Annotated in this window: 13 protein-coding genes; 8 read left to right on the top strand and 5 right to left on the bottom strand. The window is 71.5% G+C overall.

From position 1 onward, the window contains the following. Window positions 1-182 precede the first annotated feature (182 nt). The 3 genes from DDJ31_RS32935 (at window position 183) to DDJ31_RS32925 (ending at window position 1880) form a co-directional block, all read left to right on the top strand. Complete coding sequence (locus DDJ31_RS32935) at window positions 183-833, top strand: helix-turn-helix domain-containing protein (protein ID WP_127176763.1); 651 nt, start codon at window positions 183-185, stop codon at window positions 831-833. Window positions 834-865: 32 nt separating this feature from the next. Beyond that, window positions 866-1420 (top strand): toxin-antitoxin system, toxin component, encoded by a 555-nt coding sequence (locus DDJ31_RS32930; protein WP_127182490.1) that lies wholly within the window; start codon window positions 866-868, stop codon window positions 1418-1420. A 232-nt stretch (window positions 1421-1652) separates the two neighbouring features. Further along, window positions 1653-1880, top strand: coding sequence for a hypothetical protein (locus DDJ31_RS32925; protein WP_127176764.1), 228 nt, complete (start codon window positions 1653-1655; stop codon window positions 1878-1880). A 128-nt stretch (window positions 1881-2008) separates the two neighbouring features. Here DDJ31_RS32925 and DDJ31_RS32920 read toward each other — a convergent pair whose 3' ends face one another. After that, complete coding sequence (locus tag DDJ31_RS32920) at window positions 2009-2698, bottom strand: 4'-phosphopantetheinyl transferase family protein (RefSeq protein ID WP_127176765.1); 690 nt, start codon at window positions 2696-2698, stop codon at window positions 2009-2011. After that, window positions 2695-3555 (bottom strand): metallophosphoesterase family protein, encoded by an 861-nt coding sequence (locus DDJ31_RS32915; protein WP_093833890.1) that lies wholly within the window; start codon window positions 3553-3555, stop codon window positions 2695-2697. The genes DDJ31_RS32920 and DDJ31_RS32915 overlap by 4 nt, the downstream gene beginning before the upstream one ends. A 414-nt stretch (window positions 3556-3969) precedes the next feature. Here DDJ31_RS32915 and DDJ31_RS32910 point away from each other — a divergent pair, with 414 nt between their 5' ends. Together DDJ31_RS32910 and DDJ31_RS32905 are read left to right on the top strand one after the other, a co-directional pair. Further along, a complete protein-coding gene (locus tag DDJ31_RS32910; RefSeq protein ID WP_127176766.1) occupies window positions 3970-5133 on the top strand; it encodes an ATP-grasp domain-containing protein in 1164 nt (387 codons plus the stop codon). A 168-nt stretch (window positions 5134-5301) separates the two neighbouring features. Next, on the top strand, window positions 5302-6987 hold the full coding sequence (locus tag DDJ31_RS32905) for a carbohydrate binding domain-containing protein (protein WP_127176767.1): 1686 nt from the start codon (window positions 5302-5304) through the stop codon (window positions 6985-6987). 113 nt (window positions 6988-7100) lie between these two features. Here DDJ31_RS32905 and DDJ31_RS32900 read toward each other — a convergent pair whose 3' ends face one another. From DDJ31_RS32900 to DDJ31_RS32890, 3 genes are all read right to left on the bottom strand, one after another. After that, on the bottom strand, window positions 7101-10151 hold the full coding sequence (locus DDJ31_RS32900; RefSeq protein WP_127176768.1) for an alpha-mannosidase: 3051 nt from the start codon (window positions 10149-10151) through the stop codon (window positions 7101-7103). An 84-nt stretch (window positions 10152-10235) separates the two neighbouring features. Then, a complete protein-coding gene (locus tag DDJ31_RS32895) occupies window positions 10236-11573 on the bottom strand; it encodes a 6-phospho-beta-glucosidase (RefSeq protein ID WP_127176769.1) in 1338 nt (445 codons plus the stop codon). Beyond that, window positions 11570-12334 (bottom strand): DeoR/GlpR family DNA-binding transcription regulator, encoded by a 765-nt coding sequence (locus DDJ31_RS32890; RefSeq protein WP_127182491.1) that lies wholly within the window; start codon window positions 12332-12334, stop codon window positions 11570-11572. Before DDJ31_RS32890 ends, DDJ31_RS32895 begins: the two co-directional genes overlap by 4 nt. Window positions 12335-12461: 127 nt before the next feature. Here DDJ31_RS32890 and DDJ31_RS32885 point away from each other — a divergent pair, with 127 nt between their 5' ends. The 3 genes from DDJ31_RS32885 (at window position 12462) to DDJ31_RS32875 (ending at window position 15912) form a co-directional block, all read left to right on the top strand. Next, a complete protein-coding gene (locus tag DDJ31_RS32885) occupies window positions 12462-13481 on the top strand; it encodes a carbohydrate kinase family protein (protein ID WP_127176770.1) in 1020 nt (339 codons plus the stop codon). A 188-nt stretch (window positions 13482-13669) separates the two neighbouring features. Continuing rightward, on the top strand, window positions 13670-14956 hold the full coding sequence (locus tag DDJ31_RS32880; RefSeq protein ID WP_127176771.1) for an ABC transporter substrate-binding protein: 1287 nt from the start codon (window positions 13670-13672) through the stop codon (window positions 14954-14956). Continuing rightward, window positions 14956-15912 carry a carbohydrate ABC transporter permease gene (locus DDJ31_RS32875; RefSeq protein ID WP_127176772.1) on the top strand — a complete coding sequence of 319 codons (957 nt, stop codon included), beginning with the start codon at window positions 14956-14958 and terminating at the stop codon, window positions 15910-15912. Before DDJ31_RS32880 ends, DDJ31_RS32875 begins: the two co-directional genes overlap by 1 nt. Window position 15913: the final 1 nt, after the last annotated feature.

Genomic DNA, 15913 nt, shown 5'->3' with positions numbered 1-15913 from the left:
CCCTGATCCTGCGTCCCCGACTTGAGCCATGTCAACTATCGTGGCATTCCGTGCCGGTTCACGGCTGGAATTGGCCACAATTGTGGCGAGACCTGGATGCGAGTTCGTACCAACAGGTAGTGTCCGTCAGGTTCACGGCAAAGGCTTGTGAGAGGCCTGTGAGAAAAGTAGGAGATCTGTCGGTGACGGATGGCTTCGAGAGTCCGGGCACCACGGCGACCGCCGCCCTGCCGGCCGTCGTCGCTCGCGTCACCGCGCTCGCCGACCGGCTCGGCGTCCCGCTCGCGGAGGTCTTCCACACCGGCCGTCTGTCCACCGCCTCCGGTGTCCCCGAACCCGTCGTCAAGGACCTGCTCGGGGGCCGCCCGGCCGGCGAACCCGACGTCCAGGCCCGGTTCCTGCAACGGCTCGGCCAGTTGCGCCGCACCCGGCTCAAACCCACCGGCCGCAAGTACACCCAGCAGGAGATCGCCGACGGCGCGGGCATGTCCCGCCAGCAGGCGGGCGCCCTCATCAACGGCGACCGGCGGCCCACCATGGAGCACTGCGACGCCCTCCAGCGCTTCTTCCGGGTGCACGCGGGGTTCCTGACCGCCGAGGACCCGGAGGCGCTCCTCGGCGCCCTCCAGGCCACCGAGCAGGAGCTGCTCCAGAAGCTCGCCGAACGGGAGGCGGCGGCCGCCCTCGACGACCCGCTGGAGCGGCTGCTCCAGGACCACGGGGTGCGCGGCATCGCCTGGCGGGCCGCCCAACTCCCCACCGACCAGCACCGCGACAAGGTCGCCGAGTGGCTGGACATGCTCCTGGAGAGCGTCAAACGGCCCGAGTCGTGATGCGGGGGAGAACTGTGGGCATCGGCAAGGACATGCGCCGCCTGTGCGGCGAACTGGTCGCGGAACTGACCCTCCCGGCCCCGGCACCGCCGGCGGAGCTGTACGGCGCGCTCTGCGCGGCCATGAGCAGACGGCGCGGGCGGCCCGTGCAGTTCCGGATGTCGGCGTTCCCGGCCGGCACGGCCAGCGGTCTCTGGCTCGACATGGCCGACCGCGACCTCGTCGTCGTCGAGGAACGCACCGCGCCCGACCACCAGTTGGTAATCCTGGGGCACGAGCTGTGGCACATGAGCGCCGGGCACTGCGGCCACCACGTGGAGGGCGCGCAGGTCGCGGCCCGCTTACTGGGCGGCGGTGACGGCTTCGACGACGTCGACGACACCGCCCTGCGCGACACGGTGCGGCGGGTCGCCGCGCGCAGCAGCTTCGACCTGGCCGACGAGCAGGAGGCCGAGACCTTCGGGCTGCTGCTGGCCAGCAAGTGCCGTACGTGGCTGGCGGGTTCGTCGCTGCGCGGCCCGGTGCAGCGCGACCACCTCGCGGGCCGCATCGAGGCGTCCCTCGGCTATCTCGGCCCGCAGGGCTGACCCCGGCCCGACCGGCGCCCGCCCGCCCTGCGCCGCGGGCCGCGCGGGTGGCGCCGCCCGGCCTGCGGCGGGGTTCTTCCGGGGGACGGCGGGCGGGTTTCGCCTCCGCTAAGCGGGCGAACCCGAGTGCGGTCGGGACCGATTGTCAGTGGTGGGCGGCAAGCTGGTAGCGCGCCCTGTCCCAGGCGGCGGGCGTGCGAGAGACGACGCCGACGACGGGGAGAGCCGACCGATGCACACCGCCGTACTGACCGACCGCGAACGCGCCGCCGTCCAGGCGTATCTGCGCCTGCTGCACACCGTCAGAGCCGCCTTCGACGGCCCACCGGGCTCCTTGCGCCCGCCCGTGATCCCGCCCTCGGTCCTGGCCGAGGCGGAACAGGCCCTCGACGAGGCGGGCCTGACGGGCAACGAGGAGAAGTTCTTCCACCTCGTGAGGAGCTGGCACACGGGCCCGTGACGCGGAGGGCGAGGAGGTGACGACGACGGTGTTCGGCGTCGGGGACTCCTGCGGTCGTCGCCGGCGCCGGTGCCGACCGCGGGCGGGCCGCGCCGCCGGGACGTCCCGCCCGCGGGCCCGCGGGAGCGTCAGTGGGTCCGCGGGTGCGGGACCGCGATCGCCGTCGCCACGATGCCCTGCCGCGCGCTCCAGCGGCCGTCGAAGTGCGTGACGCGGTGGCCCGCGAGGACCGGGCCCGGGACCAGCAGCCGGGCCCGGAAGGTGCCGCGGGTGCGTTCGCCGGGGTCGGGGGCGATGTCGATGTCGGCCTCGGAGAAGTCGAGCCAGAGGCGGGTCAGCGGGAACCACGCCTTGTAGACGGACTCCTTCGCGCTGAACAGCAGCCGGTCCCAGTGGACCTCGGGGATCCGCGCCGCCAGCTCGCGCAGCCTGGCCACCTCGGACGGCAGCGCCACGGTCTCCTCGACGCCGTCGGGGAGCGGGCCGTTCGGCTCGGCGTCGATGCCGACCGAGGCGAGGTCGGTGGTGCGCACCAGGGCGGCGGCGCAGTAGCCGGCGCAGTGCGTCATGCTGCCCGCCAGGCCGGGCGGCCAGCCGGGGGCGCCGCGTTCACCGGGCAGCAGCGGCACCGGCTCCACGCCGAGCTTCTCCATGGCCCGGCGGGCGCACGCCCGCACCAGGGCGAACTCGCGCCGCCGCTTCTCCACGGCCCGCGCGACGACCTCGGCCTCCTCGGGGTACAGCGGCGCGGGCTCGGAGCCGTCGTCGCCGTGCACCTCCACGGCCACCACCTCGTCCGGCAGCAGCTCCTCGATCACGCGGTCCCGACCTCCTTCGGCAGAATCCGGCGCAGCTGCCCGGGGGGCCCGGACCGCTTGCGCCACTCACGGGGGTACCCGACGGACACCTCTTCGAAGCGGACGCCCTCGTGGAAGGTGGTCCGCGGGATGTGCAGATGGCCGTAGACCATCGCCTCGACACGGAACCTGCGGTGCCAGTCGGCGGTCAGGCGGGTGCCGCACCACATGGCGAACTCGGGGTACCACAGGACGTCCGTGGGGTGCCGGTCGAGCGGGTAGTGGTTGACGAGGACGGTGGGCAGGTCCTCGGGCAGTTCGGCGAGCCTGCGCTCGGTCTCGGCGACCCGGGCCCGGCACCACGCCTCCCGGCTCGGGTACGGGTCGGGGTGCAGCAGGTACTCGTCGTTGCAGACGACTCCGGTGCCGTGCGCGTACTCCAGGCCCTGTTCCTTGGTGGTGCGGCCGGGCGGCAGGAACGAGTAGTCGTAGAGGAGGAACAGCGGCGCGACGACGACGGGCCCGCCGGGCCCCTCCCACACCGGGTACGGGTCCTCGGGGGTGAGGACGCCCAGTTCCCGGCAGAGGGCGACGAGATGCTCGTAGCGCGCGACACCGCGCAGCGTCACGGGGTCCTTCGGGTGGGTCCACAGCTCGTGGTTGCCCGGCACCCACACGACCTGGCGGAAGCGGCCCGCGAGGGTCTTCAGGACCCAGCGGATGTCCTCCGTGGTCTCGGAGACGTCACCGGCGACCAGCAGCCAGTCGTCGTCCGAACCGGGGCGCATCCGTTCGACCAGCGCGCGGTTCTCGGCGTAGCCGATGTGCAGATCGCTGATGGCGAGCAACTGCCCGGCCCCACCGGCCCTCGACGTCACCTTCCGCCACCTCCGTACCCCCCGCGCGAGCTCGCGCGTCCGCGCACTCTGGACGTCGACCAAGAGAACACATCCAGGGGCTCCCGGACAAGGCGGGCCCGACCCGGAGCGCGCCCGTCCACGGACGGGCAGGGACCGGGCGGGCACCGGGCAGGGACCGGGCGGGTGCCGGGCGGGGCGGCGGGCGCGGCGGGACCCACCGCGCGGGGCCGTCCGACGCGGGCCCCGGGCCGGCTGGACAATGGCCGGAATTCCGTAACACGCACGTTGCACGGGGTACCCCGGCGAAGCCGTATGATCGCCCCAACACCACCGCCTTGACTCCCTTCGCACGGGGGTGTTTGGCGACCCTCCCTTCTCTCTACCCGGGCACGGGTTGCTTCGCCGTGCCCGCGAACCCGAAAGGCGGCCTGCATGGTCTCTCGCGTACGCGTCTGGCTCAACCGCACGTACGCGGAGAACGTGTTCTTCATGGATCAGCTGCGGCGAAATCCCAGCGATCGCGCGGTCGAGATCCACGCCACGCACGGCGACCCCGACTCCCCCGTACTGGCCGCCGCCGACACCGCGGAGCTGGAGCCCGAGGGCCTCTCCCCGGCCGCGTACGTCGAGTTCGCGCTCGACCAGTGCCAGCGGCGCGGCATCGACGTGTTCGTGCCCCGTCTGCACCAGTCGGCGATCGTGGCGCACCGCGCCGAGTTCGAGGCTCTCGGCACGGCGCTGCTGGCGCCGCCGCCCGAGGCCGTGGCCGTCTTCCACGACAAGGTGATCGCGTACGAGGCGGTCCAGGCGATCGGCGTGCCGGTGCCGCCGTGGTGGCGGGTGCGGACGGCGGCCGAACTGGTGACGGCCGTGGAGGCGCTGGAGGCGGACGGCCAGAAGGCGTGCTTCAAGCCGGCGTCGGGCGCGGGCGGGGTGGGCTTCCGGGTGATCACCCGCTCTCCGTTCTCGATGACCCAGCTGAGCGGCTTCCCGAGCCCGTACGTTCCGCTCGACCTGGTGGTCGAGGCGCTGGAGTCGGCCGACGCGGGCGTCGGCGTCGACTGGCTGGTCATGCCGCGGCTGGAGCAGCCGGAGGTGTCGGTGGACTGCCTGACCGGTCCCGACAACCTGATCAGGCTCGCCGTGGGCCGCACGAAGAACGGCAGGCGGCGCGGGTTCACGCTGCACGAGCAGTGGCTGGAACCGGCCCGGCTGATCGCCGAGGGGTTCGGGCTGCACTATCTGTCCAACATCCAGTTCCGGATGTTCGGCGACCGCCCGGTGCTGATGGACGTCAACACCCGCCCGGCGGGCGGGCTGCACCAGCTGTCGCTGTGCGGGGTCAACGCCCCTTGGGCGGCTGTGCAGTTGGCGCTGGGTGAGGACCCGGGCGAGATGGCGCCGCCGTTCCTCGGCCAGGACTACACGGTGGTGTCGGGCCCGCGTCCGCTGCGCCCGGTGACGCTGCCGCCGCAGCGGATCGAGGAGCCGGCCGAGCCGCTGCTGCCGTCGGTGCCCGCGGTGGCCGTGGAGCCGTCGGTCGCCGAGTCCGTCGGTTCGACCGGGTCGTCGGCGGCAGGCGCGCTGCGCCTCTGAGCCGCCTCCCGTCCACCGCCTCGTCCATTTCTTCGTCCACCGGTATGGACCAATCCCGTCGTTCCGCTTGACACCTGGATTGGTCCATACCAACTTGGTTGCGCACCTCCCCGCACTCCCCGCACCTTCGTGCACTCCCGAACACCCCATTCCTTTCAGGGAGATCGCGTGCGCAACACACTCCGACGGCACAGACGCCGTCTTCTCGCGTTCCTCGGCACCGCGGCGCTCGCGCTCGCCGGCGCCGTCGCCCTTCCGGGCACCGCCCAGGCGGCCAACGTCCTCACCAACCCCGGCTTCGAGTCGGGTGCTCTCTCCCCGTGGACCTGCGCGGGCACCCTCGGTTCGATCGTCTCCTCCCCCGTGCACGGCGGCTCCAAGGCCCTCGCGGGCGCGGCGAGTTCGAGCGACATCGCGCAGTGCAGCCAGACCGTCGCGGTGCAGCCGAACACCACGTACAGCCTCAGCGGCTGGGTGCGCGGCTCGTACGTCTACCTCGGCGTGGACGGCGGCGCCTCGACGTGGACGACCTCCCCGTCGGCGTACAGCCAGCTCAGCGTCTCCTTCACCACCGGCGCCGCGCAGACCAGCGCCAAGATCTATGTGCACGGCTGGTACGCGCAGGGCACCTACTACGCGGACGACATCAGCCTGGACGGTCCGGGCGGCGGTGGCGGCGGTGACACCCAGGCGCCCAGCACGCCGTCGGGTCTCACCTCGACCGGCAAGACCTCGTCGAGCGTCTCCCTGGCGTGGAACGCGGCCACGGACAACGTGGGCGTCACCGCGTACGACATCTACAGCGGGTCCTCCCAGCTGCTCAGCGTCTCCGCGACCAGCGCCACGGTCAGCGGGCTCTCGCCCAGCACCGCGTACACCTTCACCGTCAAGGCGCGGGACGCGGCGGGCAACGTGTCCGGCGCCTCCAACGCGGTGAGCGTCACGACGGACGCGGGCAGCGGCGGCGGCACCGCCTTCAAGCAGGCCGCCCCCTATCTGTACGAAGGCTGGGGCGACCCGCCGAACCCGACGACGGTGATGAGCGCGACCGGCGTCAAGTGGTTCACGATGGCGTTCGTGCTCGACTCCGGCGGCTGCAACCCGTCGTGGGACGGCAGCCGTCCGCTGACCGGCGGGGTCGACCAGACCGCGATCAACCAGATCCGCTCGGCGGGCGGCGACATCGTGCCGTCGTTCGGCGGCTGGCAGGGCAGCAAGCTCGGCGCCAACTGCTCCTCGGCGAGCGCGCTCGCCGGGGCGTTGCAGAAGGTGATCGACGCCTACTCGCTCAAGGCGATCGACATGGACATCGAGAACACCGACGAGTTCGAGAACGAGGCCGTGCAGGCGCGCATCCTCACCGCGCTGAAGACGGTCAAGGCCAACAACCCCGGCCTGCGGACGATCGTCACGTTCGGCACCTCGACGACCGGTCCGACCTACTACGGCAACCGGCTGATCGAGCAGGCGCAGTCGCTGGGCGCCAACATCGACGTCTTCACGATCATGCCGTTCGACTTCGGCGGCGGCTCCGACATGTACGGCAACACCGTGAACGCGGCGGAGGGTCTGAAGACGAAGCTGAAGTCGACGTTCGGCTGGGACGACGCCACCGCGTACGCCCACATCGGCATCTCCGGCATGAACGGCCTCTCCGACCAGCAGGAGAACACGACCGCGGCGATCTGGACGAGCATCCGCGACTGGTCCAACAGCCACCACATCGCGCGGCTCGCGTACTGGGCCGTCAACCGTGACCGGCCGTGCCCCGGCGGTGGTGTGGTGGACAACTGCTCCGGCATCAGCCAGGACACCTGGCAGTTCACCCGGATCACGGCGGGCTTCACCGGCTAGCACTCCGCCGGCCCAGGTCACGGCGGCCGGAACACCGCCGTGACCTGGGAACTCACCTTCTTCTTCGCGGGGCGAGGGGAATCGCGGTCCGCCGCGGCTGCCCTCGCCCCGCCTCAGCTCTCCTCGGCCCGCCGCAGCCGCAGGGTGAGGATCTGGAAGGGCCGCAGCTCCACGGTGACGCCGTCGGCGCCGGTGTCGGCGCTCTCCAGGGGGCGTTCGAGGAGGTCGGTGACCTCGGCACCGGCCAGCGCGAAGCCGGTGCGCAGCACGCCCCTGGCCCGGCCGCCGCGCGACTCGTAGAGCCGGACGACGACGTCGCCCGAGCCGTCGTCGGCGAGCTTGACGGCCTCGACGGTCACTCCGTCGCCGTCCACGGAGACCACCGGGCGCGGGGCTCCGGCCGCGTCGGCCACCCGCAGCGGGAGGTTGAGGGCGTAGCCCTCGGCGACCGCGTCCTCGATGCTCGCGCCGGGCAGCAGGGCGTAGGTGAAGCGGTGACGGCCCTGGTCGGCGCCGGGGTCGGGGACGCGCGGGGCGCGCACCAGGCTGAGCCGGACCGTGGTGGTGGTGCCGCCGTCCTCGCGGACCGTGCGGGTGACGTCGTGGCCGTAGGTCGCGTCGTTGAGGACGGCGACGCCGTAGCCGGGTTCGGCGATGTGCACCCAGCGGTGTCCCGAGACCTCGAAACGGGCCGCCTCCCAGCTGGTGTTGGTGTGGGTGGGCCGCTGGACGTGGCCGTAGGCGATCTCGGCGGAGGTGTGCGCGGCGCGCAGGTCGACGGGGAATCCGGCCTTGAGGAACTTCTCGGCCTCGTGCCAGTCGATGTCCGTCTCGAAGTCGATCCGGGCGCTGCCCGCGCGGACGGTGATCGTCTGGGTGACGGTCGAGCCCTTGCCGAAGGAGCGGGTGACGCGGACCGAGCCGAGCAGCGGATCGGTGTCGACGACCGTGACGGAGTCGGCGTCGAGGAGGTCGGTGTACCGGTTCCTGTAGTGCTTGTCGACGTCCCAGGCGTCCCAGTAGTTGGGCAGGTCGGTGTGCAGGCGCAGCAGGTTGCCCGGCCCCGCGAGGACCTCGCGGTCGGCGCGCAGGTCGCGCACCGAGGCGAGGGTGCCGTCCTCGGCGACCTCGACGCGGACGATGCCGTTGTCGAGGACGCGTCCGGTCACCGTCACCGGCTCGACGGGCTGGGCGTCCTCCAGCGGGGCGCTGCCGCCGGCCGGGACCTCGACGTAGGCGAGTTCGCCGCCGGGGCCGCGCACCACCTCGGCCCGGTCGCACGGGCTGGTGTTGAACACCCGGGTGCCGCCGTCGCCGAGCGCGGCCACCGCCTCGGTGGTGAGGGTCTCCAACTCCTCGGCGACGCGGGCGTATTCGGCCTCCGCCTCGCGGTGCACCCAGGCGATCGAGGAGCCCGGCAGGATGTCGTGGAACTGGTGGAGCAGGACCGTCTTCCAGAGCCGGTCGAGGTGGGCGTGCGGGTACTGGTAGCCGGGGGCGTGCAGGGCGGCCGTCGTCGCCCACAACTCGGCCTCGCGCAGCTTGTGTTCGCTGCGCCGGTTGCCCTGCTTGGTGCGGGCCTGGGAGGTGTAGGTGGCGCGGTGCAGCTCCAGGTACAGCTCGCCGACCCAGACGGGGGCGTCCTCGTACTCGGCGCGGGCCTTGGCGAAGAACGCGTCGGGGTGCTCGACCTCGACCTTCGGTGAGCCCTCCAGGTCCCTGAGGCGGCGGGCGCGTTCCATGATCTCGCGGGTCGGGCCGCCACCGCCGTCGCCCCAGCCGAAGGGGGCGAGCGAGCGGGTGGCGCCGCCCTTCTCCTGGTAGTTGCGGACCGCGCGGGACATCTCCTCGCCGCTGAAGCGGGCGTTGTAGGTGTCGACGGGCGGGAAGTGGGTGAAGATGCGGGTGCCGTCGATGCCCTCCCACCAGAAGGTGTGGTGGGGAAACTTGTTGGTCTGGTTCCAGGAGATCTTCTGGGTGAGGAACCACTCGTTGCCCGCGAGCTTGGCGAGTTGGGGGTAGGCCGCGTTGTAGCCGAAGGAGTCGGGCAGCCAGACTCCCTTGGTCTCGATGCCGAAGTGCTCGATGAAGAAGCGCTTGCCGTGGATGAACTGGCGGGCGACCGCCTCGCCGCCCGGCAGGTTGCCGTCGGCCTCCACCCACATGCCGCCGACCGGCGCCCACTGGCCCTTCTTCACGGACTCCTGGATGCGGGCCCAGACCTTGGGGTAGTGGTCGCGGACCCATTCGTACTGCTGGGCCTGCGAGCAGGCGAAGACGAACTCCTCGTACTCCTCGGCCAGCGAGGTGACGTTGGAGAAGGTGCGGGAGGTCTTGCGCTTGGTCTCGCGGATCGGCCAGAGCCAGGCGGAGTCGATGTGCGCGTGGCCGACGCCCGAGATGACGTGGGCGCTGGCGTGGGCGGGCTTGGCCAGGGCCGGGGCGAGCGCCTCGCGGACGGCGGTGGCCGAGCCGGAGATGTCGTCGAGGTCGAGGAGGTCCATCGCGCGGTCGAGGGCGTGCGCGATCTCGTGCCGGCGCGGGTCGTGCTCGCCCAGTTCCAGCATCAGCTCGTACAGCACCTGGATGTCCAGGTCGAGGTGGAAGACCTGCTCGTCGAGGACGGCGATGTCGGCGCGCCTGAAGGTGTACAGGGGCTGGTCGCCAGCGGTGCGGACGTCGCCGAGCGGGGTCGGGGCGGCGAAGTCGCCCGCGAGGATGTCGGGGTTGGAGGCGGCCTCGACGAGGTAGTCGATCTGCTCACCGCCGGTGGCCGGGTCGGCGATCGGCACGTACTGGTTGAGCGGGTTGACGGCCTTGAGCGGGGTGCCGTCGGTGAGGTGGACGAGCGCCTCGGCCTGGTTGCCCGGCCAGTCGCCCACGAAGCCGAGGTCGATGACGGCCTCGACGCGGCGGCCCGCGTACGCGGCGGGCACCTGGCCGCGCATCCGGAACCAGGTGGTGCCCCAGGGCGGGCCCCAGGGGGTGTCCATGGCGAAGGGGGTGTAGGTCGCGGCGGCGGCCTCGTCGAAGGGGACGGGCTCGCCCGGTGCCTGCCACGCGGTCACCTCGAAGGGGACGCTGGCGGAGTGGATCGCGGGCTTGATGCGCTGGGTGTGGAGGCGCGCTACGCGCTCCTCGATCCGGCGGCGTTCGTCGTGCATGGAAGGTCTCCAGGGAGAAAGCGGAGAGGTCAGCGGCGTGGGGACGGGGAAGCACCGAGCGAGAAAGCGCTTTCCGTCGGGAGCTTACTTCAGGTACGAGAGGCCCGGGTGGACGGCCGTGTAGCCCTCCACCAGCCGGCGGGCCACGGTCACGGAGTCGACCAGCGGATGCAGCGCGAAGGCCTTCACCGCGGTGGTCCTCGATCCGTTCTCGGCGGCGGTGAGCACCTCGCGCTCGACGCCCTTGACCGCGCAGACCAGGCCGGTGGCGTGGTCGGGCAGCGGGGCCACGGTGACCGGGTGGGCGCCGTTGGCGTCGACCAGGCAGGGCACCTCGATGACGGCGTCCGCGTCCAGGGCGGCGAGGGTGCCGTGGTTGCGGACGTTGAGGATGAGGGTGGTGCGCTCGTCGCGGGCGATGGCCCGCATCAGGGCGAGGGCGACCTTCTCGTAGCCGCCGGAGAGGTCGTCGGCGTCGCGTTCGCCCGCGCCCGCGCTCTCCCGGTTCTCGGCCATGTAGGTCGCCTCGCGCTCGGCGCGGGTGCGGTCCCAGGCGGACAGGGCGGCCGCCTCCGGGTCGCGCAACTCCTCGTAGAAGCGCGCCTGCTGGTCGCGGAGGAAGGCGCCGCGGGTCTTCTCGGCCCGCTGGTAGGCCCGCACGGTCTCGCGGTTGAAGTAGTAGTAGTGCAGGTACTCGTTGGGGACCGCGCCGAGCGAGCGGAGCCAGTCGGCGCCGAACAGCTTGCCCTCCTCGAAGGAGCCGAGCAGGTCGGGGTCGGCGAGCAGCCGGGGCAGTTCGTCGCGTCCGGCGATCCTCAGACCGCGGACCCAGCCGAGGTGGTTGAGGCCGACGTAGTCGATCCACGCCTCGTTCGGGTCGCCGCCGAGCACCCGGGCGATCCGGCGGCCGAGGCCGACAGGTGAGTCGCAGATGCCGATGACGCGGTCGCCGAGGTGGCGGGACATGGCCTCGGTGACCAGGCCCGCGGGGTTGGTGAAGTTGATGACCCAGGCGTCCGGCGCGAGCCTCGCCACCCGGCGGGCGATGTCGACGGCGACCGGCACGGTGCGCAGCCCGTAGGCGATGCCGCCCGCGCCGACCGTCTCCTGGCCGAGGACACCCTCGGCGAGGGCGACCCGCTCGTCCTGGGCGCGGCCCTCCAGGCCGCCGACCCGGATCGCCGAGAAGACGAAGTCGGCGCCGGTGAGCGCCTCGTCGAGGTCGGTGGTGACGCTCACCTCGGGGGCGCCGGGCACCCCGGCGGCCTGTTCGGCGAGCACCCGGGTCACCGCGGAGAGCCGTCCGGCGTCGAGGTCGTGGAGGACCACGCGGGTCACCCGGCCCTCGGCCCGGTCGCCCAGGAGCGCCCCGTACACGAGCGGTACCCGGAATCCTCCGCCGCCCAGAATCGTCAGCTTCACGCCTTCACCCTTCCTGCGACGGCCACTTCGACGCCCGCTTCCTCGAGGGAGGAGCGGGTCGCCGCGTCGACCGGCGCGTTCGTCACCACCACGTCCAGGTCCTCGGGACCGCAGACCTTCGCCATCCCGGTGCCCGGGAACTTCGCCTGGTCGGCGAGGAGGACGACCTTCTCGCCCGCCTTGATCATGGCGCGCTTGACCGGCACCTCGACCACCGTCGTGTCCATCACCTCGCCGCCGGGACGCACCCCGCTGGTGCCGAGGAAGACCCAGTCGGCGTGCAGCTGACGGAGGTTGTCCTCGGTGAGGAAGCCGACGAGGGAGCGGTACTCGCGGCGCAGCATGCCGCCGAGCAGCACCAGTTCGATGCCCTCGTCGTCGGCGAGTTCCTCGTAGACCACCAGGTTGCTGGTGATCACCGTGAGGCGGCGGCCGTGCAGTTGCCTGGCCAGCCGGTAGGCGGTCGTCCCGATGTCGAGCAGCACCGACTGGCCGTCGCGGACCAGCCCCGCGGCGTGTTCCGCTATGGCGTCCTTCTCGGCCACGCGCACCTCGGCGACCTCGGCGAACGGCTGGTCGCCGTCCTCCGCGACGGCGCCGCCGTGGACGCGGGTGAGCAGGCCGTCCTCCTCCAGCTTCACCAGGTCGCGCCTGACCGTGGCCGGGCTCACACCCAGTTGTTCGGAGAGATCGGTCACTGCCGCGGGACCACCGGAGCGCAGGGCCCGCAGGATGAGTTGATGTCGTCGTTCTGCCAGCACGACGCGAACACTACTCGTCATCTTCAATCATTTCTATGCTCAGTTCTGTTCGACTATTGACCAATCTCGTCCAAGGGCGCACGATTCCGTGCACTGAATTGAACCGTTCTGACGAGAGGACGCTTGCGTGGACGACGACCGGCCCCAGGTGCTGCTGACCGGGCTGCTCTTCTACGACCTGGTCCTGACCGGTCTCGGCAAGCCGCCGACGCCGGGCGAGGAGATCTGGACCGCCGGTATGGGCTGCGGCCCCGGCGGGATCGCCAACCTCGCGGTGGCCGCGTCCCGCTTCGGTTTGCGCACCTCGCTCGCCACCGTCTTCGGCGACGACTTCTACGGCGCCCACTGCCACCAGGTGCTCGCCGAGCAGGAGGGCGTCGACCTCACCCTCTCGCGGACCGCCGAAGGCTGGCCGACCCCGGTCACCGTCGCGCTCGCGCACGGCGACGACCGGGCCCTGGTCACCCACGGCCAGCAGCCCCCGTATCCGCAGGAGGCGCTGATGGGCGAGCCGCCCGACGCGCTGACCGCCCTGGTGCACCTGGAGGCCGAGCCCGCGCCCTGGCTCGCCAAGGCCGCCGCGAACGGCACCCGGATCTACGGCGACGTCGGCTGGGACCCCACCCAGCGGTGGTCCCGCGACCTGCTCGACCAGCTCGCCCTGTGCCACGCCTTCCTCCCCAACGAGACCGAGGCGATGGCGTACACCCGCACCGACTCCGCGGTCGCCGCGCTCGGCGCACTCACCGAGCTGGTACCGGTCGCCGTGATCACCCGCGGCGGCGACGGCGCGGTGGCGGTGGACCAGACGACCGGCGAGTACGCCGAGGTCCCGGCGCTCGACGTCGACGTCCTGGACGCCACCGGCGCGGGCGACGTGTTCGGCGCCGCGTTCGTCACGGCGTCGCTGGGCGGCTGGCCGCTCGCGGAGCGGCTGCGCTTCGCGGTGCTCGCGGCCGGCCTCTCGGTCGGGCACCACGGCGGGGCGCTCGCCGCGCCCGGCTGGTACGGCGTCGACCGCTGGTGGCGGTCGCTCACCGACCCCGCGCTCAGGCGCGACCACGGCTTCCTGGCCGACCGGATCCCGGCGGACGTCGGCCCACCCGTGCGGCACGCCCCGGTCACCCCGCCGGCACCGCCCCGCTGAGCCACCCGCTCCCGCGCCCCCTCCCCCCGCTCCGCACCACCCCTGTCCCTGCCTGTCCCTACCTACCCCTGCTCGTCCCTGCTTGTCCCTGCTTGTTTCTGGATGCCTCCCCCCGCATCGCGGTACCGACTGACTCACCCCCCGCACCCCTGCGAACTCCCGAACAGATCCGAAAGGCGGTGGGAGCTGTGCGGCTCTCACGAAGAGGCCTGCTCCGTGCCGGCCTGGCCGGTACGGCCGCCACGACGCTCGGCGGCCTGGCGACCGGCTGTGCCGTTCCGACCGGCTCGACCGGCCGGAACATGGTCCTGTGGTACTGGGACGGCGGTCTCGGCGACACGGTCCTGAAGAAGGCCAAGGCCCGCTACGGCGCCACGACCGACCTCAGGGCCATCAAGATCGGCGGCTACTACCGGTCGAAGCTGATGACCACGCTGACCGGCCGGTCCCACATCCCCGACATCGTGGGCCTCAAGGGCGAGGACATGGCGTCCTACCTGCCCAACGCGAACCAGTTCGTGGATCTCAGGACCCTCGGCGCCGACCGCTACAAGAGCCGCTACCTGTCCTGGAAGTGGGACCAGGGCATCGCCGACGACGGCACCGTGGTCGGCATCCCCATCGACTGCGGCCCGGTCGCGCACTACTACCAGTACGCCGTGTTCCAGAAGGCCGGACTCCCCCACGAACCCGACGACGTGTCGGCGGAGTTGAACACCTGGGAGAAGTTCTTCGCGGCGGGCGAGCAGCTCAAGAAGCGCATCCCGGGCACCTACCTCCTCTCGGACGTCAACATGGTCTTCGAGAACGCGGTGCGGCAGGGCGCCCAGCGGTACGTCGACAAGGACCGCCACTTCATCGGCGGTGAGCAACACGTGCGGGACGCCTGGGCGTTGGCCGTCGAGGCCAAGCGGCGGGCGATCGTCTCCGACCTGGTGACCGGCACGCCCGACCAGCTCTCCGCGGTCCAGGACGGCAAGCTGCCCAGCCAGCTCAACGCCTCCTGGGCGACCAACGACATCAAGAGCGGGGTGCCAAGGACCAAGGGGCGCTGGCGGGTCGCCCAGATGCCGGTGCGGCCGTCCAACGACGGCGGTTCGTTCCTGGCGATCACCAAGGCGTGCCGTGAGCCCGAGCGGGCCTTCGAGATCATCACCTGGCTGCTCGACCCGGCCAACCAGGCCCAGGGCTTCGTCGACGCGGGCCTCTTCCCGTCCACGCCCGCCTCCTACGCCCTCGACGCGCTGCGCGAACCGGACCCGTTCTTCGGCGGGCAGGTCACGATGGACATCTTCGGACCGGCCGCGCAGCGGGTCGAGATCGCCTACAACAGCCCCTTCGACGTGGCGCTCGGACAGCCCCTCAAGGACGAGATCAAGAACGTCGGTGTCCTCGGCAAGGACCCGAAGAAGGCGTGGAACGACGCGATGAGCAAATGCCGGCGCATCGCCGCGCACCTGGGGGTGAGCTACTGATGGCTACCACCCTGCGGAAGCCGGCGCCCGCCGTCACGACGCCTGCGGCCGGCAAGCCCCGTACCGGGGTGCGCAAGTACTGGCACCTGTACGCGGCGATCTCGCCGTTCTACCTGCTGTTCCTCTGTTTCGGCCTGATCCCGGTCGGGTTCTCGCTCTATGTCTCGCTGCACCGCTGGGACGGCCTCGGCTCGATGGAGTGGGCCGGCCTCTCCCAGTACCAGTACCTGCTGAGCGACTCCGACTTCTGGACCGCCGTCGGCAACACCCTCGTCATCTGGGCGCTGGCCACCTTCCCGATGATCTTCCTGGCGATGGTCACGGCCGTGATGCTCAACTCGGCGGTCCGCTTCAAGAACCTCTACCGGTTCGCCTACTTCCTGCCGAACGTCACCTCGGTGGTGGCCATCGCGATCATCTTCGGCTCGGTCTTCTCCACCAACTTCGGCCTGGTGAACGCCCTGTTGCAGGCGGTCGGCCTGGACCAGGTGGCCTGGCTGAACACCCCGTGGGGCATCAAGACGGCCATCGCCACGCTGATGACCTGGCAGTGGACCGGCTACAACGCGATCATCTTCCTCGCGGGCCTCCAGACCATTCCCGGCGAACTGTACGAAGCGGCCCGCATGGACGGCGCGGGACCGGTGCAGACGTTCTTCCGGATCACCCTGCCGATGATGCGCCCGGTGCTGCTGTTCGTGCTCGTGGTGTCGACCGTCACCGGGCTGCAGAGCTTCTCCGAACCGCAGGTGCTGCTCCAGACCACCTCCAACGACTCGACGTTCGCGGGCGGTCCGGGACACGCGGGCCAGACGATGGTCCTCTACTTCTTCCAACAGACCTTCGACAACAACGACTTCGGCTACGGCGCGGCCGTCGCCTGGGGCGTCTTCCTCGTCGTCGTGCTGTTCTCGATCATCAACTGGCGCCTGGTGCAGCGCCGGGGCGAAGACTGAA

This window comes from Streptomyces griseoviridis (assembly GCF_005222485.1).
In the GTDB taxonomy this organism is placed as follows: Bacteria; Actinomycetota; Actinomycetes; order Streptomycetales; family Streptomycetaceae; genus Streptomyces; species Streptomyces hintoniae.
The sequence above is the reverse complement of the archived record's forward strand: the minus strand, read 5'-3'. Positions and strand labels throughout refer to the sequence as shown.